Source organism: Pseudoalteromonas fuliginea (assembly GCF_000690055.1).
GTDB lineage: Bacteria > Pseudomonadota > Gammaproteobacteria > Enterobacterales > Alteromonadaceae > Pseudoalteromonas > Pseudoalteromonas fuliginea.
The window spans coordinates 70,505-94,351 of sequence record NZ_JJNZ01000065.1 but is presented as its reverse complement, the minus strand read 5'-3'; the positions used below and the strand labels follow the sequence as shown (position 1 = coordinate 94,351).

Here is a 23,847-nt window from a genome sequence, read left to right as displayed (position 1 = left end):
CATAAAGTAAAAAGCGAGGTGTGAAACCTCACCTACAACATACGCCAACCCGTAGGTGCGAATTTACTTCGCGCTCATATCACGTGGCTTTGGTGTTTAAAAAGCGAGGTGTGAAACCTCACCTACAACATACGCCAAATCGTAGGTGCGAATTTACTTCGCGCTCATATCACCACAGCTCTAATGTATAAAAGTGAGGTATAAAACCTCACCTACAACATACGCTAAACCGTAGGTACAAATTTATTTCGCGCTCATATCACGTGGCTTTAATGTTAAAAAGCGAGGTGTAAAACCTCACCTACACATACACCAACCCGTAGGTGCGAATTTATTTCGCGCTTTGTAACGTGGCTTAGGTGTTTAAAAAGCGAGGTGTAAAGCCTCACCTACAATATACACCAACCCGTAGGTGCGAATTTACTTCGCGCTTTGTAACCTGGCTTTAATGTTTAAAAAGCGAGGTGTAAAACCTCACCTACAACATGCACCAAACCGTAGGTGCGAATTTACTTCGCGCTTATATCACGTGGCTTTAATGTTAAAAAGCGAGGTGTAAAACCTCACCTACACATACACCAAACCGTAGGTGCGAATTTACTTCGCGCTTTGTAACGTGGCTTTAATATTTAAAAAGCGAGGTGTAAAACCTCACCTACACATACACCAACCCGTAGATTCGAATTTACTTCGCGCTCATATCACGTGGCTTTGGTGTTTAAAAAGCGAGGTGTAAAACCTCACCTACACATATGCCAAACCGTAGGTGCGAATTTACTTCGCGCTTTGTAACGTGGCTTGGGAGTTTAAAAAGCGAGGTGTAAAACCTCACCTACAACATACACCAACCCGTAGGTGCGAATTTACTTCGCGCTTTGTAACGTGGCTTTGGTGTTTAAAAAGCGAGGTGTAAAACCTCACCTACAACATATGCCAAACCGTAGGTGCGAATTTACTTCGCGCTTAAAGGTTTTCTAAAACGTATTCTGCGCGGCTTACTGCAAATTCTTTATCTTGTTCTACAAACAAACCGGTTACTACCGAGTTATCAACAATCATTGCGTAACGTGAAGAACGTATACCGCCAAAGCCAGCGGTGTCTTTATCAAGGCCTAATGCCTTAGTAAAGCTTGCATCACCATCGGCAAGCATGGCAATTTCTTGTGCGTTTTGTGAATCGCCCCATGCTTTCATAACAAATGCATCGTTAACTGATACACAGTAAATAGCGTCAATACCTTTTGCTTTAATTTTATCAGCGAGGGTAATAAATTCTGGTAAATGAGCATTTGAACAGGTTGGTGTAAACGCGCCTGGCACAGCAAACAGCACAACTTTCTTACCTTCAAATAACTCACTGTTCGTCAATGTTTGCATGCCGTCGTTAGTTAATTGCGTAAGTGTTACAGCCGGTAACGTTTGGCCTTGTTCAATCATAATAAATCCTTAAAAAATATTGAAACGTAATGAATTTTTAGCTTATCGCTTAATGCGGCTAACATACAGCTTTGTTTATTTTTTAAGGCCCAAGCTACCTTTTATTGTTTGCATTTGCTGCTGTAACTGATTACGAATATCATCAACAAGTAAACTTGATTCACTCACTTGCCCTTTCATGCTTTGCATTGATTTACTAAAATTGTCGAGTAAGCTACTTTGTTGCTTTGCCAGTTCCATTGCCTCAAAAGCAACGCTGTTTGCACTTTGAGCATTACTAGCTACCCCTTCGGAGTTTAGTTTTAGCTCTTGAGCATTTTGTGTTTGCGACTGTGCACCGTTGGCCAATGCTGATATTTGCGTAGACACCACTCGCGAGTTTTCAGTTAACAAGCTTAGTTGATCGTTTATATCGCTAAGCGATCCTTGTGTTTGCCGCGCTAACTGCCTTACTTCATCAGCCACCACAGCAAAGCCACGTCCGTGCTCTCCTGCACGCGCTGATTCAATCGCTGCATTTAGGGCTAAAAGGTTAGTTTGATCGGCAATATTACGAATAACCTCAATAATTTTACCCACTCCATCAACACCTGTTAGTAACTCTTGTATGCTTTGCATTCCTTGTTCTACACGCACTTGCGTATCAGAACTGGCATCTAACATATTTGCTGAAAAGCCCAAGCTTTGCTCCATTGCAGTAAATGTACTTTGTGCGTTATCGGCCACCTGTGCATTAATATCATTTACCTGCTCGCCAATACGTTGAATGTCGCTTAATAAGTTTTGATTTTGTTCTACTTGCCCATAGCTAAGCGATGCTTGTTGACTAATAGTGTATAAGTTTTCGCTCATTTGCTGCATAAAACTGTTAACCACCTTTAGCATTTGTGCCCGCTCTTGCGCTTCAGTTCGCTGCCTATCGATGAGTTGATTAAAAAACTGCGCAATCTCACCAATCTCAGTTTTTGAATTTTTACTTTCAATACTCTTAAGCTCATTACTTTCAATTAAAAAAGCAAAGCCATCTCGCAATTGCCTAAGCGGGTTTAGTACTTGATTACGTTGTACAAAATAAACGCTCGCAGCCAATATAACCAACGTACCTATTGCAACACAAAATACCCAAAGTACTTGCTGCTTTAAATTATCTTGCTCCGCCTTAAGCGCCTGCTCTGCATTAATAACCGTATTTGAAAGTGCACTAATTTGTGAGCGTAACGTATTAGAGCCATTTTCTCGTAACTGAGTTTGCTCAAGAGTACTTGCTAAATCACGCGGATAACGATTAGGCCAACTGACAAGCTCTGACTTTATTTCGTCGCCAAGGTCTTCGGCTTCTTCATCAATAAATAGAGCGTCTTCGTCAACGGCACTCATAACGCCTAAATTAGGAAGCTGCTCAATAGCTTGTGCTAATTTATTTAAATTTACGATGCTTTGTTGCAAGCTTTGTTCTGTGTTTTTATCGTACTGAACAATAAGTTGATAGGTAAATAAAGATAAATTAATTACTTCAGTGTAATAATCACTCGCCAGAGAGTAATACATTAGCGCATGGTTATTTTGCTTCGGTGCTTTTTTAGCATAGCTAATTAATGTTGATGCTGAGCCTGCCATTTGCCTAAGCGCGTTATCAAGTAGTGCGGTTTCGTTACCCGAAAGCTTACCAAGTGCACGGTATTTGCCATTTATGTCATTGTTGAGGTTCGTTAATTGCTGTTCAAGCGTTGTGCTTAACTCACTTGGCAATATAGATAATTGATTAACTTTAACATTGTTAATTAAAGTAGAGGCTTGATTTAAATATTGGTTGTCACCTTGGTCTAAGTAACGCCCTAAATAACCGGCTAAATCAACTAAAATAGTATTTTTGAGTTGGCTGTATGCGGTATTTTGCTGCTCTAGCTTAAGTAAAGTTTGGCTTGCCCAAAATAAGGTAAAGCCTAATAAAATACTCGCCAAAGCCAATAATATAGCCAGTAACCGGGTGATAGATGACACGCGCATAAATCTTAGCTCCAATAGTGAGTGCGCGCTTAGAGTATTAACTATTTATGACACTTTTATGTAAACCACCTTTAAAGGCAGAGTTATTCAACAATTTTTAATGTAACCAATACAAAAGAACTAATTTAAAGGGCAAGATAAAAATCGCTCCTAAAAATGATGAATTAAAAATTCACCTAAAATCGGGGTTAAAATTAGATTCCAGATTATTTATTTTAAATATAGAGGTCTGTTGAACTTTCAAGATTAAAATTTATTCTACCTAGAGGTGATTAAATCGCGACACTAGGTTTGTAACCTAGTGGTCTCGGTAACTGCTCCTGCGTTACACTACTGGTTTACATCTATATAAGAATAAGTAAAAACCGAGCAACAAAGAGTAAACCACCTTTAGAACAAACCCAAAAGGCAGTAAATTCAGCCTCAAAAAATAAACAGGCCTAGCTTAATCACTACCAAACAAATCTCGTGTATACACTTTGTCAGTAATATCACTAAGCTCTTTAACCATGCGGTTAGATACAACAACATCAGAGATGCGTTTAAATTCATTTAAATCTTTGATTACGCGAGAATGAAAAAATTCACTTTCTTGTAACACTGGTTCGTAAACTACAACCTCAATACCTTTGGCTTTAATGCGCTCCATAATGCCTTGAATGGCTGAAGCCCTAAAATTATCAGACCCTGCTTTCATAACTAAGCGGTAAACACCAACCACTTTAGGGCTGCGTTTAATGATTGAATCAGCAATAAAGTCTTTTCGCGTTGTGTTGGCATCAACAATTGCACCTATTATATTATTAGGAACCGATGCATAATTTGCTCTAAGTTGTTTGGTATCTTTTGGTAAACAGTAACCACCATATCCAAACGATGGGTTATTATAATAGTTACCTATACGTGGGTCTAAACTAACACCTTGTATAATTTGCTTACTATTCAAACCATGTGTTTCTGCGTAGCTATCTAACTCGTTAAAGTAAGCTACGCGCATTGCTAAGTAAGTGTTTGAAAATAATTTAATTGCTTCAGCTTCTGTAGAGTCAGTAAACAATACTTCAATATCTTTTTTTATAGCGCCTTGCTTAAGTAAGTTAGCAAACACACTTGCACGCTCACTTTGCTCACCCACTACAATGCGTGATGGATATAAATTATCGTGTAGTGCTCTACCTTCACGCAAAAACTCTGGTGAAAATATTAAATTATCAACACCTAACTTATCTTTAATACCATGAGTAAACCCTACAGGCACTGTAGACTTAATTATCATTACAGCAGTTTTATTGTGCGCCATTGCATCTTTAATCACAGCTTCTACTGAGCTTGTATTAAAGTAATTATTTTCGACATCGTAATCGGTAGGTGTTGCAATAATTATAAAATCTGCATTTTTGTAAGCGGCTACTTTATCGGTAGTCACTGTAAAATTTAAGTCATTACGTGTTAAAAAATCACTAATTTCGATATCAACAATAGGCGACTGCTTCTTCTTTAAAAGCGCTATTTTTTGCTCATCAATATCGAGCGCAACCACTTCATTATGTTGCGCTAATAACATAGCGTTAGAAAGGCCAACATAGCCCGTACCTACTACTGTAATTTTCATATAAACCCTTCGCGCAAATAAATAAACGAATGTTTCAAAATACGCTAAAAAACTAACGCAAGTTAAAAATCATCAAAATTATTTTTAGAGTTTAGTATAAAATTAAACAATAAGCTTAACGCAAAAAGCTAGTGCCTCGAAATAGAATCATCAATTACATGATTATTTTTACCATCCATAAAAAGCACTAAGCCTAAAAAAGTTATCATCGAACACTGTTTTACCTGTATATAACTCTAAACCCCAATAGCCATCTTGCAACTGCTGGGTATAACGTGTTTCTAACTCAAAGCCTATGGTATACGGGGTCTCTGGCAAGATGCCTGCATTATTCCTAATCTGGTCTAAACCATTTTCAATACGGCGAATAGTGGTATCAATACTTCTTGTTGCGCTATATTTCCATACCCAATTGATTGACTGGCTTTCAGCAGCTGGCTGGTGATTCAATCCACGTTCATTACCCGCCCAGTGACCTAAAACCTGGCCATCAATTGAGTTACCAAGTGAGTAAAGGTGGTTGTAATACCAACCTTCTTGCCATCGATTATTCTCAAGCCTTAGGCTATGGTTTTCGCTTAAGTAAGGTAAATATAAACCAAAATTATAAGCGTTATTCCGTCGTCCTCCTTGAGTATCTTCAGCTCCTATATCTCCGTAAAAACTAAACGGCATGTCAAACCATGCCGCTTTATAATCAAAACTTAGTGAAGCTAATTGGTCGCCTACCTCATAGTTAGGGCCATATTTTTGGATTTCTTCTGCATTTACATTATCGTTACCACCCGGTAAAAAAAAGGCTTCGGTAAAACCTTTTAAGCTTACTGAACGATCACCACCACCAAATTGTAATAAACGATTAACGCCAAGAGTTAAACCAGAAAAAGGCGAAAAACTTAAATGCGCTGCTGCTAAATTAGGTTTGCCTGGTACTTTTTTACCAAGGTCTTTACCTGAATTAATGGCAGGATCTGTTTTCATTTTCATATAAAACAAGTCGTAGCGTATATCAAAATCGGTAATGGGTTTTACATTACTAATACTTATTGAAGGAAGTATTTTAGCATTGGTACTTAAAATCATTGCACTATCGTTAAACGGTGAGTACCAATGCTCACGGTAACCTATGTCAACTTGCGCGTATTCGTTACCAAAATAAACAAAACTTTGAGTAGGTAGTAGGTTATCTTCGTTAGCAATACCTGCAACACTTACACCAAAGTGATTACCAAAATTAGCAAATCCACCGGCCTCTAGCTTTAAATACGTATCAACCTTTTGGCCACGTTGGTTAGGGATTGATTTAGATTCATTACCATAAGCAAGCGTTGCTTTAGCATAAGTTACTGCATCTGATTGCTTGTAAAGAGCCAATTCATTAAATAACTTTTGATATAAGCTTGGGTAGCTATGCTCAATAGATTTTAATACCCTTAATACTTCAGACGTTTTATAAGGTTTACTCATCATATGGGCGTTATCGCCAACTACTAGCAACTTTTCAACTAGGTGCTCTAATTGAGGATTCTGTTTTAAAGGTAAATAAGCTGATACACCATTTGCTAGAACCTGAGAACTAAACATCAATCCTATTAATACGGGTAATTTTTTTAGCATTTTTATTCCATTTATTGTTATGTTCTAGGTAATACGTACATAATAAAAAATCGCTGCTGAGTTAACAACAACGATTTGATTAATTTAACATTTTAGTAGGTATTAGTTGATTTGACACTGATACAACTTAAATTTTTCAAAAGCGAGGTGTAAAACCTCACCTACAACATACACCAACCCGTAGGTGCGAATTTACTTCGCGCTCATGTAACGTGGCTTGGAAGTTTAAAAAGCGAGGTGTAAAACCTCACCTACAGTATACGCCAAACCGTAGGTGCGAATTTACTTCGCGCTTTGTAACGTGGCTTGGGTGTTAAAAAGCGAGGTGTAAAACCTCACCTACCACATACACCAACCCAGAGGTGCGAATTTACTTCGCGCTTTGTAACGTCGCTTGGGTGTCAAAAAGCGAGGTGTGAAACCTCACCTACAACATACGCAAAACCGTAGGTGCGAATTTACTTCGCGCTTTGTATGTGGCTTGACTGTTTTAAAAGCGAGGTGTAAAACCTCACCTACAACATACACCAACCCGTAGGTGCGAATTTACTTCGCGCTCATATACCATAGCTTTAATGTTAAAAAGCGAGGTGTAAAACCTAACCTACAACATACACCAACCCAGAGGTGCGAATTTACTTCGCGCTCATGTAACGTGGCTTTGGTGTCAAAAAGCGAGGTGTGAAACCTCACCTACAACATACGCCAAACCGTACAAAATCACTAGATTATTAATTTTTTGCGTTCATAAGCATATTTAAATGCTGAGCAAACTCTTTTCCTAGCTTTGCGTCACGCATACCGTACTCAACAATCGCTTTTAAATAACCTAACTTGTCGCCACAGTCGTGCGAGCGCCCGCTCATATGGAATGCTTCTACCGTTTCTTGCATAATTAACGCATCAATCGCATCGGTAAGTTGTATTTCGCCACCAGCACCAGCATGCGTTTTAGCAAGTAAAGGCCAAATATTTTTACTTAATACATAACGCCCAACCACCGCAAGGTTTGAGGGGGCTGCATCCGTTGCTGGCTTTTCAACCATGGCTCTAATTTTTTCGCTTTCACCTGAGGCCAATTGAACACCGTTAATATCAGCAATACCGTACTTGCTTACATCTTCCTCTGCCACAGGTTCTAGCATAATCTGGCTTGCTTGAGTTTCGTTAAAGCGCTTAATCATCGCGGCTAAGTTTTCAGTTTTTTGATTCGCCGTGTAGGCATCGAGTATTACATCAGGGAGTAGCACAACAAAATCGTTATTACCTACAATTGGCTTTGCACATAAAATTGCATGCCCTAGGCCTTTGGCCTCACCTTGACGTACACTCATAATCGTTACATCGGGAGGGCATATAGAGCGCACTTCTTCAAGTAGTGTGCGCTTAACACGCTTTTCGAGTGTTACTTCTAACTCAAAGCTGGTATCAAAATGGTTTTCAATCGCATTTTTTGAACTGTGGGTTACCAAAACAATCTCTTTAATACCGGCAGCAACACATTCATTTACAATGTACTGAATTAGTGGTTTATCAACTACAGGGAGCATTTCCTTTGGAATTGCTTTAGTCATGGGCAACATGCGAGTGCCTAGGCCGGCAACAGGAATTACAGCTTTCATAGGTAGTCCTTTATTGTAAATAATTAAATCTATATTTGACAATAACGTACCAAACGCTAGTTATATATAAACTGAATAGATGCAATAAACTCGGATAAGTAGGAATTAGTTATTAGAGGCTAGGGGGCTAGCTCCTAATAATTATCAGTAGGCATTTTTATTTATAAAACCTTTAAAGATAGTCAAAAACACTATTTTCAAATCAAAAATAAGTGACCAATTACGAATATATTCAAGATCGAATTCAATTCGTTTTGCCATTTTATCGAGCGTATCGGTTTCACCACGCCAACCGTTTATTTGCGCCCATCCTGTAATACCTGGTTTTACTTTATGACGAAGCATATATCCATTTACAAGTGAACGATATTCTTCATTATGAGCTACGGCATGAGGCCGAGGTCCGACTATCGACATCTGCCCTTGCAATACATTCAAAAACTGTGGGAGTTCATCAAGGCTTGTTTTACGAATAAACTGCCCTATTGGGGTAAAACGACTATCATTTTTAGTGGCTTGGGTTACTTTAGCCCCATCCTCCATTACGTTCATCGAACGAAACTTCCAAACTTTTATTGCTTTACCATCAATACCATAACGATTTTGTTTAAAAAACACAGGTCCTTTAGAGCTAACTTTAACAGCAATAGCAAGCCCTATTAATACAGGTGAAATTAAAGCAAGTATTAATACTGATAATATTACATCTTCTATACGTTTAACTATAGCGTTACTACCATCTATGGGTGAGTCGTAAATGCTTATAGTTGGTATGCCCATAATAGTATCACTGCGTGAATGTAATAACTGGTATGTAAAAACATCAGGCACTATATACACACTTGCAGTGCTATCGGCCAGTTCTTTAACTAACCACTTACGACGCTCATACGCTTGTGGAGGTAGTACGATATAAACTCGGTCAATTCCGCCTATTTTACAATCAGTAACCAACTGTTCAAGATCGCCCAAAGTTTGTGCAGCCACAACTTTTTGATTAGGCGTTTCATCGTCATAATAACCACTAAAAACCAACCCAAAACTAGTATGTTCAATAATATTATTTGCAAATTTTTGACCTAATACACCAGCCCCTACAACTACCACATTACGAGTATTGTAACCCTGTGCACGCAAAAACCTTAATAAAAAACGTAAAAATATCCTGTAAGTACCTAACAATACTGTCGCTAATGTAAACCACGCTAGCTGTAATCCTGTAGGGTTTAAGTATTCAGGGGCTAAAAAGTTAACGCTTAAAAATAATACGGCAGCACTTATAAACCAATGAGATATTGTTTTTTAAGCTCTTTATAGAGTGACAATCCGCGCCATGATATATACAACTTGTCTAGTTCACTAGTAAAATGAAATAAAAACACGGCTAATAATGCAGCCGTGGTGTGCTGCAATAGCCATGCTTTATCATGTAAAAAAGTACTTAACCATAAAGTACCAACAATAATAGTAATATCGAGTACTCGTTGAACAAATGCAACAATGGTTGCATTACTTTGCAAAATTCCTTTATGCATTTGCATATGATCCCAATTATTATTGTTAAAAACGCAATTCTTATTATAACACTTTATTTAAATAAAATATAAACGGATCATTTGAGCTTTTCTTTAAATAAAAGCCAAGCAAATTTACAATTAGTAACCAAATAACGCTTCCACATTCTTCTCGGCTCTTGTATTACACGATAGAGCCATTCTAAACCATATCTTTGCATCCATAAAGGCGCACGTTTAACTTTACCTGCTACAACATCAAACGTACCACCAACTCCCATTACAAAACTTACACCTAATTTATCTTGCCATTTATTAATGAAGTTTTCTTTTTTTGGAGATGTAATAGCTACAAATAACAATTTTGCACCAGACTGCTTTATTTTTTCAACTATCGCTTCTTCATCATCCCAAAAATATCCATGGTGATACCCTGCAATAATTAAATCAGGATTTTGCTCTTTCACTTTCTGTACTGTTTTACTAACAATATCGTCTGTTGCTCCCAATAAAAAAACCGGAAACTCCTCAATGGCACTCATATTTAGTAAGTTATGAAATAAGTCCACCCCGGCTACGCGTTCGGGTACATCATAACCACACAGCCTAGCTCCCAGAACAACCCCCATTCCATCTATATTAATAATATCACAACCTTCGACGGATTCTTTTAAAGCTTTATCCGCCCTCATATTTACAAGTTTTGCAACATTTACAACAACATGTTGAGTGAATACACCTTCCCTTAGTAATTCCTTTATTACCGATACCGTTTCATCCATTGAAGTAATATCTATAGGGCAGCCTAGTAAGTTAATTCTTTTCATATTTACTTTCAAAATATCTATTAAAAAATGCTAAAGAAAAATATCCCCAAGCCTGAGTCCAACGAGTGTAATTGATATCATTCGTGTAATAGCGGTTAATTTGATATGAAAATTGCTTTTTTTCTTCTAAGTAAAGCAATTTTATCGCACATACGACAACTTTCTTACATAACTCTTCATCACTCAACTCATTGCCAACTTTTAATAATGTAAAAATTGCTTGCGCAACTGAGTGCATATCGATGGGATAAGTATTATTATTATAATATTTAACAATTCCATTATCAGAAAAAAAATTGTTTTTGTAATAAATAAACCCAAGATGAATAGACACATCAAAATCTTTCGTATTTAGTGCCTTTCTTGCCATGCAAAGTGCTTCAAGATTATACCCAGTATGAAACCCGTCTATAAACTGATGGTGATTACGACTACCATAGACCCAAGAGCCATCTGAACTTTGCGCTTTAATTGATTCACGAATTACGGTAGTTGCAGTATTTGCCATGTATTCATTCTTTGTCTTAGAAGCAACAAAAGCAACCCAAGCAGCCCCCCACAAGCTCGCATTATGAACAAATGCCTTTTCACCGGGGATATAAGCAAAGAATGTTTTACCTTCAAACTCCGTATAAAGCTTTTCAATTATAAACTTTGCTGAGCTAAAAGAGGCATCAATAAAATCCTTTCGATTTAGAATTTCACCTAACTTATATAAAGCACGTGCAGCATATACAGTTGTAATTATATTGGGTTTACCTTTAGGAACAAAAAAAGCCCTAGCTTCCCAATCAAAATGATAACCCCAACAACTATACTCCCAAATTAATGGGTCACTTTGTTGTGAAAGAAGCCATTCAGCAAGACCTATTGCATCACTTAAAAAATCATTATTGTTCGTACGTTTATAATCCTCAATTAACCCTAATATAAAGAGCGCTATGCCTTTAGGGTTTCTCATTTTAGGTACGATCAATAAACGCCTAATATTAATGGGCGATCTTTTCCCAAATTGCAACCAGGCTAACCTGATTATAGGAATACGATCAAGTCCTGTCATTTGCAATAAACGGCTATTTAATGAATCAAATGGATCATAACCACTATAATCTTCGGATTTAGAGTTATCTAATAATAAACCAGCTATCTCAGTAGATTTAGTCAATATTCTTTTATTTATCATAATTGCTTATAAATTTTTTCTAGCTTTGGAATTATTATATTCAAACTAAACTCTAGATCGAACTTTATCTTTGCATTAGTACTTATTCTTTGGTTTAAAACCCTATCATTAATCAATTTTGTTAAAGTTCCAGCTAAAGCACCAACATCCCCAGCTTCAATAATAAAGCCACTTGACTCATTATCAATTGCGTCAGGGATACCTCCAACACGACTAGCAACTACAGGTATAGAAGCTGCCATAGCTTCTAAAATCCCCATAGGAAACCCCTCATTGTAACTTGGTAAACAATATACATCGGATGTAGCAAGGAGATTCTTTTTTTGTTCGCCACTAACCCAGCCAGTGAAAACAATAGAGTTTTCAATATCAAGGTTTTTCACAAGTTTTTTCGCTTCATCTAAATTGCCATCACCTGCAATTATAAGCTGTGATTTTGGACAGCTATCTAACACTAATTTAAAGGCATTAATAAGATCATAAACTCCCTTTCGTTCACCAACTCGTCCAAGAAATACAATCTTCCCAACTTCAACATGTTTTCTCTGAAGCTCAGGAACTGCAACCGAATTATATAATATCTCTAATTTACTATTATTAGGAAGTAATGTTGATAACCATTTATACCATTGACTAGATAATACAATTACTTTATCTGCCATTTGAAATGTCTTTCTAATGTGTAGCTTTTTTCTTGCAGAACATTCATTTTGATAAAAATCTTGAAATTCCGCACCATGCAAATGTAAAAGGACTTTTACATTGAAAAACTTTAAAATTCTTACTACTATTGACTTCCTAGTATAACTTCCTCTTGAGGCTATATGTATATGAGCGAAACCAACTTGGTTGAACATGATAGTCTTTAATAATTTTATGATAAAAAAAGCATACATAAGTACCAAGCTAAATTTTCCAGCTTTCGCAAAAGACGAATGTGTAGATAGTGCTTCAATATTCCAACGCTCAAATAAACCATTTTCCTTATAAGTACTTACAACTGTTGCAATTCCCCCTTGCCCATCATAGTCAGTGGAAATAATTAAGTTTTTTACATTTTTTCTTAACATTTATTTTATTTCACTAATTAAAAGTAAATATTTGCCGTTGGCTTTTCTTTCTATTTCTGTAACTTTTACCAAATGTATAATAGAATCCGAATTCAATTTAGACTTAACCAATTGATAAAGCTCATTTTCTATATGATTAGAAAAACTAGAGTTTGGAATAACTCTAATCTCCAGTACGCCTTTTTCAGGTTGATAATACTGCAAACCATCGACTGCATCATAATGATGAGAATGAAGATTTAGTGCTGTGGTAGTCACAAATGTATTATCACTATTATAAACACGCTCACCATGCCAGCGACCCAAGATTTTGGATACAGATAATCCCTCAAACCCACAACCAGGGCACTTCTTTTTTCCCTTAATTGCAAAATCACCTGTTTTGTATCTAAATAAAGGCATAAAATGATTATAATTAGTAGACCCCACTAACTCACCTATCTCGCCCTCCTCAGTGATATCAACACCATCTTCATCGAGTAATTCTGTGTAACCATAAGAATTATAAAAATGGTAACAATTACCTTCAGTACACCAACCACCTAGTAATAACTTTTCACTGTGACCGTAAAAATTCATATGCTTGATATGTTTTACTTTCTCAAAAAGCTCGATCTGATGAAGGTACAAGTTCTCCGATGATGTGATAATTCCTTTCATAAAAGAGGTATCAAGCTTATTTTTTAACAAATAAGTAAAAAACCTTTCTGCATTAGATGTATAACCATGAAAAAATTTTATATTATATTTTTTCATGGTTTCGTATATAAACTTTAAATATTCGTCATCACTTCTGAATCCATCGAATATAACCTCTTTAGTTATTAAGTTAACTTTAAAAGAATTACCTTCTACTTTTTCATTACGAACTACAGCTCTGATATCAAAGTTATATCCAATTTTACTCCAAAGTGCATGCAGGGCACCAAACTCATTTTTATACCTTGTCTTTGGGAGATAGATTTTCATTGGTTTACCTGACGTACCTCCTGTCGTACATAAAGCTGATCCTGACAAGTTTTTATTCAATAACTTATTAAAATTGGTTAGAGCAATCTCTTTATCAATTAAATCAAAACTATTTTTAAAGTCAGTTAGTGAAGTAATATCATTGGGTAAAGTTCCTTTATTAGAGTAAAATTGAATTTTTTCTTTATTTACGTTTATAAAAGTAAAAAAAACATTTAAATTTTCTGAGAAAAAATTAGACTTAATCTTTTTATATTTACTACCAAAAATTAGTGACGGCAGTAAATTAAGTTTCATAATTAACAATAATATTTTTGACATATACTCTCTTAATATTAGATTCTAAAGGCTAAAGCTATAGTTGATATAGCTAAAATAAAAACAAAACCTCCTCTTGCTAAATTTCTGAATGTAATTTTTTTTTCACTAGTGTTAGACAAACAATAAAAGGAAAAGATGATATATATTACAATTGGGCTCAAGATCACAGATCCTGATCGTAAAGACCATAAAGCGTTCAGGTATATAACGGCGTATAGCACAAGATCACTGTAACTCATTGAATTAATAGCCTTTCTATAAAAATAAGAAAGAACGAAGCCTTGAAGAAAAGAAAGAAAAAATAATGATGTATAACCAAAATCAACATAATAGGAATAAGGAACGGATATTGATTGAGCTGTTTTAGCCTCGGTAAACATAACCCTAACAAGTTCAGCACCATGTTCAGTGTAGCCAGGAATAAAAATTGAAATAAAAATACCAAATGAATATTTTCCATACAAATATTCACCATTCATTTTTTCAACAACAGACTGACCAAATAAAAAAGCAGTAGTTGTATCTGCATGAATTACCCACAGAGGTAAGATGAAAACATTAGCATTAGTCATCAAAGCATCGGGACCAACACGAACTACAGCCGCTACACCAATAAAAATATAAGCAACTATAAAAGCTACCAATATGACTTTGATAATAGTGTTAAAGTTTATTTTTTTTCTAAACGTTAAAACTAAAGCAACACCTAGAATCAAATTCATAACTTCTTGTCTTTGCAAAAAGAACAAGTTTAAAATTACGCCTAAAAAAATAAATATAATATATTTTAATCTTTTATTATCTATATAAAACAATGAAAAAATCATACAAAAAGGTGCTATAAGTCTCGTAGGATAATCTTCAAAACCACCAAGTGTTAAATTATACCTACTCAAAGGATCCCCTAATAAAGGGATATCTCCAATATTAATAAATTTTGCAGATTGAAAAATAATAGCTATAAAGAAAAGTAAGGCTAAGTATTTATAATTGATATTATTTTTTTCATCTAAACTAACTTTAGACGGAAAAAAATTAATACCACCTAGTTTAATACCTAAATATAAAGATAATAGATAGATAAAAACCAGATCATAATTAATAGTTCCATCCCAACCGAAAGCATTACTCCAACCTAAAGGGTTTTCAATAATACATATAGAAAAGAAAAAAGCACAAAAGATTAAAAAAACATTTGGAGAAAATAAAATGTGCCCATTAATTTTTTTTTTAATTTTCAATTTATTTTCCTCGCAGGTACACCAGCCCACACCTCACCAATTGCAACATTGTCGATTAGAACGGAACCTGCACCAATTACAGCATTATCACCAATACTTATATCTCCTAGAATTATTGCCCCAGCACCAATATAAACGTTATTGCCAACGGTTGGTAAACGACTAATTTTTGACCGCCCACCAATTGTAACACATTGAGAAATTGTAACATTATCACCAATAACTGCTAACCGATGAATAACTACCGCTATTCCACCATATGCAAAGAAACTCCCCTTCCCTATTTTAGTCCTAGGATCAACGGCACAATTAAAGACTACCCTAATTAATAACTTAAATAGAAAAGCAGCTCCCGGTATATTTCTCTTATGCAAATAGTTACCGATCCGATATAACTTAGTTACTGACATTTTAACTCACTTTTATAAATTGATTCTAGTATTAACCATTTAGCCAACGCAAGGGATGCCAATAGCACACTAATAATAAAAAAAGAGTTGCCGTAGCTGGATTTCGATAATAAAAAGCACACTGCGAAGAAAACAAGTGCACTATTAAATGATAAAAGCAATAGAACTTTACTTTTCTCTAAAGCCATAAGTACATTTGCTCCAATTAAAGATTGTGTTGTAAAAAGGTAATTAAACACAAACGAAATTAGTATAAAAAAGTTGTGATAAACATTATCCCCAACGTTCATAAAAGAAATTATAAAAAGCGCCAAAAACAAATTAACAATACAAGTTAAAAAGTTACATAAAAGCATCTGCTTCTTCATAGTATCAGTCAATGTAAAGATTGAAGGATCGTTTATTTTTTCACTTAGTGTCGGTAACTGAAATAATGATATAGCCCTTGGAAATAGCATTGCTAATGCAGATAGAGACAAGAACAAAGATATAAACCCTGCAAAATCGACACCATTGAAGAAGTTAGCCAAAGGAATTAATGATAAAGTAATACCACCACTAAAGAAATTATTAAAACCGAAAGATACCCCTTTAAAATCATAAGACAACTTAAATGGCGTTATTTTAAATCCCTTCTGTTGATATAACATCATTACAAATGAAATTAAAAAGAAAGAAACATACAGTGCAATTATTGGATCGATTAAAAGAATTAAAACAGCAGCTAAAAGTAGTAAGATAAGATCAAATTTTATTATTAACTTATAACACTTCAAAGCTAATATATAATGTCGCTGAAACTGATACCAACTCCAAGATATTAAAAGTAAAATAAAGGTTAATAGATTATCAATTTCGACAATAAAACTAATTAAAAAAATACCTATAGATATTAATACAGTGGTAATCCCTCCCATTACGAGGAGGCTATTGTAGACTAAGAGCTGATTTTTAATATTTTCACACTTTGCAACACGTACTATTAATAACGAACACCAGCCTATGGCTGTAAAGTACGCTAAAATTTGAGCCATAGAAAGTAGAGTTGCAACTCTACCTAAAGTAGTTGAATCATAAGCATATTGAATTAAAAAAAATACAAATACTTTGAAACCACCAGGTAAACCTGTTGCTGCTAATAGCTCAATTTTATTCCAAGGAATTTTATTTAACATGCTTTACTTTACAATACCTCGTGTATCTACAATATAGGCAATCCCTTTAAAGTCTTTGGAATGTAACTTAAACTCTTTATGATCAACTAATATCACACCTATAGTTGCATTTTTATTTGCGGTATCTAATTCGGTTAATCTGATATTAACCGCAAGAGAATTTGGAAGCTCCTTTACATTAGGCTCAACGGCTAATACTTTTCCTAAGTGAAATTTAGCAATTTGATTTGTTATATTCAACGCAGGACTTTCTCTCAAATCATCAATATCAGGCTTAAAAGCTAATCCATAACAAGCAATAGTTATATCTTTTGCTGTTTTGTCAGGATTTGCTAACAAAAAGTCTGCTATCGCAATTTTTACCTTATTAATTACCCAGACAGGTTTACTATCGTTAACTTCACGAGCAGTGTGAATAAGCTTAGCCTCTTCAGGGGTTTTACTAATAATAAACCAAGGATCTACTGCAATACAGTGCCCTCCCACACCGGGGCCTGGCTGTAAAATATTAATTCGAGGATGACGATTAGCGAGTGATATAAGCTCCCAGACATCAATATCTAGCTTATCACAAATAATAGATAGCTCATTAGCAAATGCTATTTGTACATCACGGCATGAATTTTCAGTGAGTTTTGCCATTTCAGCAGTACGGGCATTAGTAATTACACACTCACCTTGTACAAATGTATTATATAACTCAACAGCCCTAGCAGAACACTTTGCCGTCATGCCACCAATTACACGATCATTTTCTACAAGTTCACGTACAACATGACCTGGCAAGACCCTCTCTGGGCAATGAGCTACGTTTACATCTGCATTTTCACCCGCTACCTGTGGGAATGACAAATCAGGGCGTGCATCAGCTAACCACTCAGCCATTTGTTCAGTAGCACCAACTGGTGATGTAGACTCGAGTATTACTAAGTCGCCTTTTTTAAGTACAAGTGCAATTGCCTCACTGGCTTTTTTTATGTAGCTTATATCTGGCTCAGGAATTGAGTAGTCATTCTTATTATTAATATCATTTTTAAAAGGAGTTGGTACAGCAATTAAAAATGCATCAGCAGATTCTGGTACTGTTACTGCTTTTAAATACCCTTCAGTAACTGCAGCATGTACTATCATGTCTAAATCAGGTTCTACTATATGTATTTCACCACGGTTAATTGTATCAACCGTATGTTGATTTACATCAACACCTATTACATTTTTTTTACGTGATGCAAACATAGCTGCTGTTGGTAAACCGATATAACCTAAACCAATAACGGAAATAGTACTGAATGACATGGGATACTTGTCCTTTATTTTTAACTGCGAGTTTCACAACACTTATGAAACATATTCAATAATTTTTCAAAAAGTACGGAAAAAACCATACGTATAATAACTAAAATAAAAATGACATGAACATTATGAAGGCTTCATTTTTTACTTTTAAATTAGCTCGGTTACATATCTAATACTTATAACCACCTAAAACATCACAAATACGCTGACAAGCTTGACCATCACCATATGGATTATGGGCACGACTCATCTTTTTATATGCTGTTTCACAGGTTAACAATTCATTTAGTGCAAATGTAATTTTATCAACATCAGTACCAACAAGCCTGACAGTGCCTGCATCAACGGCTTCTGGCCGCTCTGTAGTATCACGCATAACAAGCACTGGCTTGCCTAAACTTGGCGCCTCTTCTTGAATACCACCGGAGTCAGTTAAAATTATATGTGAACGATTCATTAAATATACAAAAGGCAAGTACTGCTGTGGTTCTATAAGATGTACGTTGTCTACATCTTTTAATATCCGCTTTACTGGCTCTTGTACATTCGGGTTTAAATGCACAGGATAAAGTATTTGTGTATTAGGGTGTGCTTTAGCTGTTTGCGCTAAAGCCTCACAAATACGTTCAAACCCACCACCAAAACTCTCACGACGATGACCTGTTACTAAAATAAGCTTTTTACTTTCATCAAGCATAGGGAACTTTGACGCTAATGCATTGCTCAGTTCTACATCCCCTTCAACTTGCTGCTTAACCAGTAATAAAGCATCAATAACTGTGTTGCCCGTTACAAAGATATTTTCATCTGCATAATTCTCTTTAACTAAGTTAGCTTTTGATATTTCAGTTGGCGCAAAGTGGAACTTAGTTAATGTTCCTGTTAGCTTCCTATTAGCTTCTTCAGGCCAGGGAGAATAAATATTACCAGTACGCAGCCCTGCTTCGACATGCCCTACATCTACCTGCTCATAATAAGAAGCCAAGCTTGCTGCAAAAGTGGTGGCAGTGTCTCCATGAACAAGTACTATATCTGGCTTAAAAGCCTTAAGTACTGGAGTCAATTCTTGCAAAATTCGACTAGTTACTTCAGGTAGTGTTTGCCCTACTTTCATTAAGTTTAAATCGTAGTCTGGTACGATTTTAAAAAGGTCCAGTACTTGATCTAGCATTTCACGGTGCTGAGCAGTTACACAAACCTTTGCTACAAAGCGACTATCATTTACTAGAGCATGAACCAATGGAGCCATTTTAATCGCTTCAGGTCGAGTGCCAAATACAGTTAATACTTTCACTTTTATGTCCTTTGTGAGCATTTTATTATTTATCAGCCATCATTGTAACAATGATTAAATTACAGCACTAATTTAATACAGTGAAAACGTCTAAGTTAATTCAATTTCAAAGAAAATACTTACAATTACCACCAAGTAACTACTTGTCTGATTTATATTCATAATTGTAGTAGCCATAATAGCCGTAAGCGTTACTGGCCTTTTTAACTACACCATTAAACACTAACCCTTTTACATCTATACCGTTTTGCTCAAAGCGATTTCTAGTTAGCTCTATTTCACGCAAGTGGTTTTGCCCAAAACGCGCCACAAGTAATGTGGTGCCCGTGTGGGCGCTTACTATTGCGGGGTCTGTTACAGCGAGTATTGGCGGAGTATCAATAATTACTATATCGTAAGCGGCATTTATCTCTTCAATTAGTTTGCTAAAGTTTGAATGCATTAATAATTCAGATGGGTTTGGTGGTATTTGCCCACGGGTAATAACACTTAATCCTTTAACTTTAGTTGCTTTAGTTACTTGCTCTAAATTTAAACGGCCCGACAGATAGTCACTTAAGCCGTCGTCCCACTTTAAACCGAACTGCGTTTGCAAGTAACCTTTACGCATATCGGCATCAATAATAAGTACTTTTTTACCACTTTGAGCCAACACCGCGGCTAAATTAACTGATATAAATGACTTACCTACACCCGGGCTTGGGCCCGATATTGCAATAATATTATTTTTAGATTCCATCATCGCAAAGTGTAAGCTCGTACGCAGGCTTCGTAGTGCCTCAATTGCTAAATCGGCAGGGTTGTCGAGCGCAAGTATTGATTTAGGTTTGCCCACTTTATTTTTTTTAGTTCTTCCTGTAAAGCCTGCTAGTTTATCTTGAAAATCTGAGTGCGGCACACTTGCGTAAACAGGTATTCCAAGCGCTTCTATCTCTGCTGGGTCTTCTACGCCTTTATGCATAGCTTTTTGAATCAATACAATTGCTACAGCTAAAAACCCACCAAGTAGTGTTGCCACTATAGCTATAAGCGCCTTTTTAGGTTTCACTGGTTCAGTAGTATCAACCGCAGCTACATCTACAACTCGCACATTACCTACAGTACCAGCACGCACAATATCAAGCTCTTGCGTTTTACTAAGTAGTAACATGTAAATTTCGTTACCCACTTCAACATCGCGCGTTAAACGAAGCAACTCTTGCTGTGTTTCGGGTAGATTGCTTATTTTAGAAGTAAGTAATTTTTTTTCGGTTTCAATAGATTCAATTTGCTTAATAACACCTTGATATGCTGGATGTTCACGCTTAAATTTGCGACTTAATTCTAAGCGTTTCAAATCAAGTTCTTGCAGTGTTGTGTCTAGTTCTACAATCTGCTCAAGCACCGCTTGAGTTTCTAGAGTTATATTTACAGACTTTCGTTGTTTTTGGTAATCATTAAAACGCTGTTCTGAACCTTCAAGTTGTTTTTTTACTTCAGGCAACTGTACTTCTAAAAAATCGAGAGATTTTTTAGCCTCGGCGCTGTTACGTTCTACATTACGGCGCACATAAATATCAGCAACTTTATCGAGTACTTTTGCTGCATGAGTAGAACTTTTATGTTCGTACGCCAAAGTAATAATACCTGAGTCTTTACCTTTTTCACTGGCAGATATTTCTTGCTGCAAATCGATTACTGTTCGATAACGGTTATTCTTAATTAAAGTAAATGTTGTACCAGGGCGTGCATTTAAACTGCGTACTGTAAGTTCATAATATCCACTGCTTTCATCCTGACCCACTTTACCCGTAAGTACAGTGTCTCCATCAGGGTTAATTAATTCATACTGCGCATTTTTATTTACAACTAATTCAAATTCTTTATCTTCAAACGCTGTTGGTACTACAAATCTAAATACATTAATTGCTTCGCCGCCCCAAGCATAGCTACTAGCGCCTAGCATTGGTTCCGCTATATCATTTTCTTTTTCGGCTACAAACCCCCTAAAAAAACGCCCTCCAATAACAGGGAATAACTTTGGTTCGGCTACTATATTAAGCTTTAACGAATCAACGGCTTCACCAATAACGCTGCGCGACTTTAATAGTTCAATTTCGGTTACAGCTTCGCTTGAACTCTCAAACATGCCAGCCATGTCATCTAAACCAGGAACGGAAGGGCTACTTTCTTCAACTTGTATTAGGGCTGTTGCCTTGTAAATAGGCGTACTAAATAAGGCTACTGCGACCCCAATTATTGCAAATACAGCCGTAAATAAAACAATAAAATACTTACGGTCGAGTAGTGTTCCAAATAGAGCCAGTAAGTCGATTTCTTGTTCATTTGATTTATTTTGATTGCTGGTTGGAGCTGTCGGCTTAGGATTCATTAACTTTGCCATTCCTTATAAATACTTTTGCCAAGCGCTGCATGCGCTGTCGATTAATGTGTAAACGTGTTCAAAAGCCTCTTGGCTTTGGCGGTATGGGTCGGGGATTTCGGCGTTATTAATCCATTTACCTAGTAAAAATGTTTTACCGCGCGCTTCAGGATAACGCGCATGTACGTCGTTTAAATGGCGTTCTTCCATAACCAGTATTACGCTATTTTGCGCGACTAAGCTTGATGTAAGCTTCTGCCCTTGGTGAGCATCCATATTAACACCATGAGCGAATGCTATTTGTTTGGCTTTTGCATCTGCGGGTTTGCCTTCAAGCGCTGTTAAACCCGCTGATGATACTTTAATATTTTTACCTTCGAGCTTTGCTTTTAATACATACTCACCGGTTGGGCTGCGGCAAATATTACCCGCACACACTATTAAGACAGAATCAAACATATCCATTAACCCTTAATTGGCGCTTATATCATCTAAACTATCAACGGTAGCTACCGATGGTAATAATAAACTAATTACACGGTTCCAACGAGCTAGTGGCGCTGATGTTACATATATAATGTCATGCGGCTGTAGTTCAAATTGCTCGGCCAATACCATTGCGGCTATATTTTTTGCATGCAACTGGTAAACATTAGCAATAATACCGGTTTGCTCAACATTACTTTTACGCAGTACAAATACACCATTAGCATCGGCTGTATTTTCGTTCAAACCGCCCGAGTCGCTTAGCGCTTCAGCCAAGTTTAAACCATAACGATTAAGTGTTACTGTACCGGCTCTTTTTACATCACCTAATACAAACACTTTTTGTGCGTCGTTACGACTAACATGCACTATATCACCGTTTTGTAATAATCTGTTTTGCGAAATGTCGCCATGAGCATAAAAATCATCGAGTTTAATAACTTCTGTTTTATTGCCTCGGGTAAATGTTACTGTTCGCCAATCAGCTGCACTAGTTAAACCACCGGCTTGGTTTAAGGCATCGATTAAAGTTAGCGGCACTTCTGTTACAGGGTATATACCTGGCTGTTTTACTTCACCAGTCACATACGCTTTTTGACTTCTAAACCCTACTATTTTCATATCTACCTGAGGGTCTTCAATTACTCGGCTTAAACGCTCGACAAGCTCGTTACGAACTTCACTTACAGTGCGCCCCACCGCTGGTATATTGGGTGCATATGCGTAAGTTATAGTGCCATTTTCTTGCACTCTAAAGCCGTCAAACTCTGCTGTTCGTTGTACCGCTGCAGGTATTGTTAGCTCAGGGTGGTCCCATACGCCAATGGTTAGTACGTCACCAACACCTAGTTTATATTCGTAGTTGCTTGTGTTTATGTTATTTAAACTAGATATAGGCCTAGCAGCTACTCGCGCTTGTTTTTGTTTATTTATTAGTAGCGAGTCAATTATTTGAATGTTTACTTTTTCGAGATCTTGCTCGAGGTTTTGTGTTTGCTCGCCAGGGGTAACCCCCTCAAAATGGCTACCAGGTACTATTGTACAGCCGGTCATGCTTAGTATTGCGAGTATTGATGCGAGTGATTTACAGCTTAACGCCATTGTAGAATCCCAATTTTTTTAATATTGCACTTACTCACCGACCTTGGTGAGTACTTGTATTTTTAACTGGCTAATTAAAGCATGGCTATAGGAGCGGCGCAAGATACGACTGTTCAGTAAACACGCAACCAGTTAAATAAATGTGAAAAGCATACCCGCAAAAAGCCTCACTAGTATATTATTCTTAGGTTTTCACTTTCGCCCTATCCTCTACCCCTAGTTAAAAGTTTGCATACTGATTTATTTTCAACCTAAAATCTCAGTGCTGCGTTTACTTTTTAACGAATATATTTACTGGTAGTA

At 36.4% G+C, this 23,847-nt stretch carries 19 protein-coding genes; all 19 read right to left on the bottom strand.

The window, feature by feature from the left end; all coding sequences use genetic code 11:
- Positions 1-963: 963 nt before the first annotated feature.
- The 19 genes from DC53_RS04395 to DC53_RS04465 all read right to left on the bottom strand — a co-directional run bounded on the left by DC53_RS04395 (position 964) and on the right by DC53_RS04465 (position 23,544).
- The gene (locus DC53_RS04395; protein ID WP_033031288.1) at positions 964-1,437 is read right to left on the bottom strand and encodes a peroxiredoxin; all 474 of its coding nucleotides are present in this window, start codon (positions 1,435-1,437) and stop codon (positions 964-966) included.
- A gap of 75 nt (positions 1,438-1,512) precedes the next feature.
- Positions 1,513-3,444, bottom strand: coding sequence for a methyl-accepting chemotaxis protein (locus DC53_RS04400; RefSeq protein ID WP_033031286.1), 1,932 nt, complete (start codon positions 3,442-3,444; stop codon positions 1,513-1,515).
- A 445-nt stretch (positions 3,445-3,889) separates the two neighbouring features.
- On the bottom strand, positions 3,890-5,056 hold the full coding sequence (locus tag DC53_RS04405; RefSeq protein ID WP_033031285.1) for a nucleotide sugar dehydrogenase: 1,167 nt from the start codon (positions 5,054-5,056) through the stop codon (positions 3,890-3,892).
- A gap of 168 nt (positions 5,057-5,224) precedes the next feature.
- The gene (locus DC53_RS04410; RefSeq protein ID WP_033031282.1) at positions 5,225-6,673 is read right to left on the bottom strand and encodes a capsule assembly Wzi family protein; all 1,449 of its coding nucleotides are present in this window, start codon (positions 6,671-6,673) and stop codon (positions 5,225-5,227) included.
- A 731-nt stretch (positions 6,674-7,404) separates the two neighbouring features.
- A complete protein-coding gene (galU, locus tag DC53_RS04415; RefSeq protein WP_033031279.1) occupies positions 7,405-8,295 on the bottom strand; it encodes a UTP--glucose-1-phosphate uridylyltransferase GalU in 891 nt (296 codons plus the stop codon).
- A gap of 144 nt (positions 8,296-8,439) precedes the next feature.
- A complete protein-coding gene (locus tag DC53_RS0120705) occupies positions 8,440-9,576 on the bottom strand; it encodes an undecaprenyl-phosphate glucose phosphotransferase (RefSeq protein WP_204247262.1) in 1,137 nt (378 codons plus the stop codon).
- Positions 9,573-9,830, bottom strand: a complete 258-nt coding sequence (locus DC53_RS22425) for a hypothetical protein (protein ID WP_204247261.1) — start codon at positions 9,828-9,830, stop codon at positions 9,573-9,575. The genes DC53_RS0120705 and DC53_RS22425 overlap by 4 nt, the downstream gene beginning before the upstream one ends.
- 77 nt (positions 9,831-9,907) lie before the next feature.
- Positions 9,908-10,636 carry a WecB/TagA/CpsF family glycosyltransferase gene (locus tag DC53_RS04420; protein WP_033031277.1) on the bottom strand — a complete coding sequence of 243 codons (729 nt, stop codon included), beginning with the start codon at positions 10,634-10,636 and terminating at the stop codon, positions 9,908-9,910.
- Positions 10,623-11,819: an aspartate-semialdehyde dehydrogenase gene (locus DC53_RS04425; RefSeq protein ID WP_033031275.1), complete on the bottom strand. Its 1,197-nt coding sequence runs from the start codon at positions 11,817-11,819 to the stop codon at positions 10,623-10,625. Before DC53_RS04425 ends, DC53_RS04420 begins: the two co-directional genes overlap by 14 nt.
- On the bottom strand, positions 11,816-12,889 hold the full coding sequence (locus DC53_RS0120700; protein WP_033031273.1) for a glycosyltransferase family 4 protein: 1,074 nt from the start codon (positions 12,887-12,889) through the stop codon (positions 11,816-11,818). Before DC53_RS0120700 ends, DC53_RS04425 begins: the two co-directional genes overlap by 4 nt.
- Positions 12,890-14,179, bottom strand: coding sequence for a phenylacetate--CoA ligase family protein (locus DC53_RS04430; protein ID WP_033031271.1), 1,290 nt, complete (start codon positions 14,177-14,179; stop codon positions 12,890-12,892).
- A 14-nt stretch (positions 14,180-14,193) separates the two neighbouring features.
- Positions 14,194-15,420: an O-antigen polymerase gene (locus DC53_RS04435; protein ID WP_033031269.1), complete on the bottom strand. Its 1,227-nt coding sequence runs from the start codon at positions 15,418-15,420 to the stop codon at positions 14,194-14,196.
- Positions 15,417-15,830 (bottom strand): serine O-acetyltransferase, encoded by a 414-nt coding sequence (locus DC53_RS0120695; protein WP_033031267.1) that lies wholly within the window; start codon positions 15,828-15,830, stop codon positions 15,417-15,419. The genes DC53_RS04435 and DC53_RS0120695 overlap by 4 nt, the downstream gene beginning before the upstream one ends.
- Positions 15,821-17,005 carry a polysaccharide biosynthesis protein gene (locus DC53_RS04440; protein WP_033031265.1) on the bottom strand — a complete coding sequence of 395 codons (1,185 nt, stop codon included), beginning with the start codon at positions 17,003-17,005 and terminating at the stop codon, positions 15,821-15,823. The genes DC53_RS0120695 and DC53_RS04440 overlap by 10 nt, the downstream gene beginning before the upstream one ends.
- A 3-nt stretch (positions 17,006-17,008) precedes the next feature.
- Positions 17,009-18,301 (bottom strand): UDP-N-acetyl-D-mannosamine dehydrogenase, encoded by a 1,293-nt coding sequence (gene wecC, locus DC53_RS04445; protein WP_033031262.1) that lies wholly within the window; start codon positions 18,299-18,301, stop codon positions 17,009-17,011.
- 169 nt (positions 18,302-18,470) lie between these two features.
- Complete coding sequence (wecB, locus tag DC53_RS04450) at positions 18,471-19,595, bottom strand: non-hydrolyzing UDP-N-acetylglucosamine 2-epimerase (protein ID WP_108912442.1); 1,125 nt, start codon at positions 19,593-19,595, stop codon at positions 18,471-18,473.
- 139 nt (positions 19,596-19,734) lie between these two features.
- A complete protein-coding gene (locus tag DC53_RS04455; RefSeq protein WP_033031259.1) occupies positions 19,735-21,966 on the bottom strand; it encodes a polysaccharide biosynthesis tyrosine autokinase in 2,232 nt (743 codons plus the stop codon).
- A gap of 15 nt (positions 21,967-21,981) precedes the next feature.
- The gene (locus DC53_RS04460) at positions 21,982-22,416 is read right to left on the bottom strand and encodes a low molecular weight protein-tyrosine-phosphatase (protein WP_033031294.1); all 435 of its coding nucleotides are present in this window, start codon (positions 22,414-22,416) and stop codon (positions 21,982-21,984) included.
- Between the two features lie 12 nt (positions 22,417-22,428).
- Positions 22,429-23,544 (bottom strand): polysaccharide export protein, encoded by a 1,116-nt coding sequence (locus tag DC53_RS04465; RefSeq protein WP_033031257.1) that lies wholly within the window; start codon positions 23,542-23,544, stop codon positions 22,429-22,431.
- Between the last annotated feature and the right edge of the window lie 303 nt (positions 23,545-23,847).

Coding starts and splice junctions, on each gene's coding strand:
- wecC (WP_033031262.1), bottom strand. CDS start 18,301: ATGTCATTCAGTACTATTTCCGTTATTGGTTTAGGTTATATCGGTTTA.
- DC53_RS04405 (WP_033031285.1), bottom strand. CDS start 5,056: ATGAAAATTACAGTAGTAGGTACGGGCTATGTTGGCCTTTCTAACGCT.
- galU (WP_033031279.1), bottom strand. CDS start 8,295: ATGAAAGCTGTAATTCCTGTTGCCGGCCTAGGCACTCGCATGTTGCCC.
- DC53_RS04420 (WP_033031277.1), bottom strand. CDS start 10,636: ATGAAAAGAATTAACTTACTAGGCTGCCCTATAGATATTACTTCAATG.
- DC53_RS0120695 (WP_033031267.1), bottom strand. CDS start 15,830: ATGTCAGTAACTAAGTTATATCGGATCGGTAACTATTTGCATAAGAGA.
- DC53_RS04425 (WP_033031275.1), bottom strand. CDS start 11,819: ATGATAAATAAAAGAATATTGACTAAATCTACTGAGATAGCTGGTTTA.
- DC53_RS04455 (WP_033031259.1), bottom strand. CDS start 21,966: ATGAATCCTAAGCCGACAGCTCCAACCAGCAATCAAAATAAATCAAAT.
- DC53_RS04440 (WP_033031265.1), bottom strand. CDS start 17,005: ATGTTAAATAAAATTCCTTGGAATAAAATTGAGCTATTAGCAGCAACA.
- DC53_RS04430 (WP_033031271.1), bottom strand. CDS start 14,179: ATGTCAAAAATATTATTGTTAATTATGAAACTTAATTTACTGCCGTCA.
- DC53_RS04400 (WP_033031286.1), bottom strand. CDS start 3,444: ATGCGCGTGTCATCTATCACCCGGTTACTGGCTATATTATTGGCTTTG.
- DC53_RS0120700 (WP_033031273.1), bottom strand. CDS start 12,889: ATGTTAAGAAAAAATGTAAAAAACTTAATTATTTCCACTGACTATGAT.
- DC53_RS22425 (WP_204247261.1), bottom strand. CDS start 9,830: ATGCATAAAGGAATTTTGCAAAGTAATGCAACCATTGTTGCATTTGTT.
- DC53_RS04395 (WP_033031288.1), bottom strand. CDS start 1,437: ATGATTGAACAAGGCCAAACGTTACCGGCTGTAACACTTACGCAATTA.
- DC53_RS04465 (WP_033031257.1), bottom strand. CDS start 23,544: ATGGCGTTAAGCTGTAAATCACTCGCATCAATACTCGCAATACTAAGC.
- DC53_RS04460 (WP_033031294.1), bottom strand. CDS start 22,416: ATGTTTGATTCTGTCTTAATAGTGTGTGCGGGTAATATTTGCCGCAGC.
- DC53_RS04410 (WP_033031282.1), bottom strand. CDS start 6,673: ATGCTAAAAAAATTACCCGTATTAATAGGATTGATGTTTAGTTCTCAG.